This is a genomic window from Actinomadura sp. RB99, from assembly GCF_014706005.1.
Lineage (GTDB): Bacteria > Actinomycetota > Actinomycetes > Streptosporangiales > Streptosporangiaceae > Spirillospora.
In genome coordinates this window covers 1-841 of record NZ_JABMCA010000188.1, presented here as the reverse complement: position 1 = coordinate 841, position 841 = coordinate 1, and the positions used below count along the sequence as shown (strand labels likewise).

Sequence of the window (841 nt, the reverse complement as noted above, 5' to 3'; positions counted from 1 at the left end):
CCCGGCGGTGGTGAAGAACGCCTGCGCGCGCTGCCAGAACGCGGTGGCGGTTTCCTTGGTCTCGTCGGGGAGGATTTCGGTGTAGGCCAGGCGGGAGTGGTCGTCGACGGCGTTGTGCAGGTAGCCGTAGCCCAGGTTGGGGTGGTTGGAGACCTTGCGGGGGCGGGCCGGGTCGCGGTGGGCCGAGGAGTGGCGGCCGCCGACCGCTCGGCCGTGCACCTTGTGGCCGCCGCCGTCGGGGATGTTGCCGAGTTTCTTGATGTCGACGTGGACCAGGTCGCCGGGCGCGGGATGCTCGTAGCGGCGGACGGAACGGCGGACGGAACGGCGGACGGTGCGGCCGGTCGCGCGGTCCAGGTCCCTCAGGCGGGCCAGGTGGTAGCGGGTCAGCACGCGGTGCACCGTGGACGGATTGACGCCCAGCAGGTAACCGATGCGAGCCGGTCCCCACCGGCGCGCCACCCGCACCTTGATGATCCGCCGCTCCAGGCGGGTGGGGGTGCGGCGCGGGCTGGTGCGCGGGCGGCTGGAGCGGTCGGCCATGCCCGCCTCGCCCAGCTGGCGGTATCGGCGGGCCCAGCGGTGCGCGGTGGAGGCCGCGACCTGGAACCGTTCGGCGGCTCGCCGCAGCGGCCACCCGTCCTCGACCACGCAGCGAGCCAGCCGAAGCCGACCGGTCTCGGTCAGCGGGGCGTTACGGTGGGGCATGAGGGCCTCCTGCGGTACCGGCGTAGATGTCGCAATCCACACCGAACCCGGAGGCCCTCCCTCATTCCAAGATCATCCAACCGTGTCCCCGCGTCCACAACCTCCGTAGACAGAACAGCTAGTCGTCCTCGAC

At 71.9% G+C, this 841-nt stretch carries 1 protein-coding gene; it reads right to left on the bottom strand.

Translation table 11 applies throughout. From position 1 onward, the window contains the following. The coding region (locus tag amrb99_RS49490) for a leucine zipper domain-containing protein (RefSeq protein WP_190869039.1) at window positions 1-708 on the bottom strand (708 nt) is incomplete at its 3' end. Window positions 709-841: the final 133 nt, after the last annotated feature.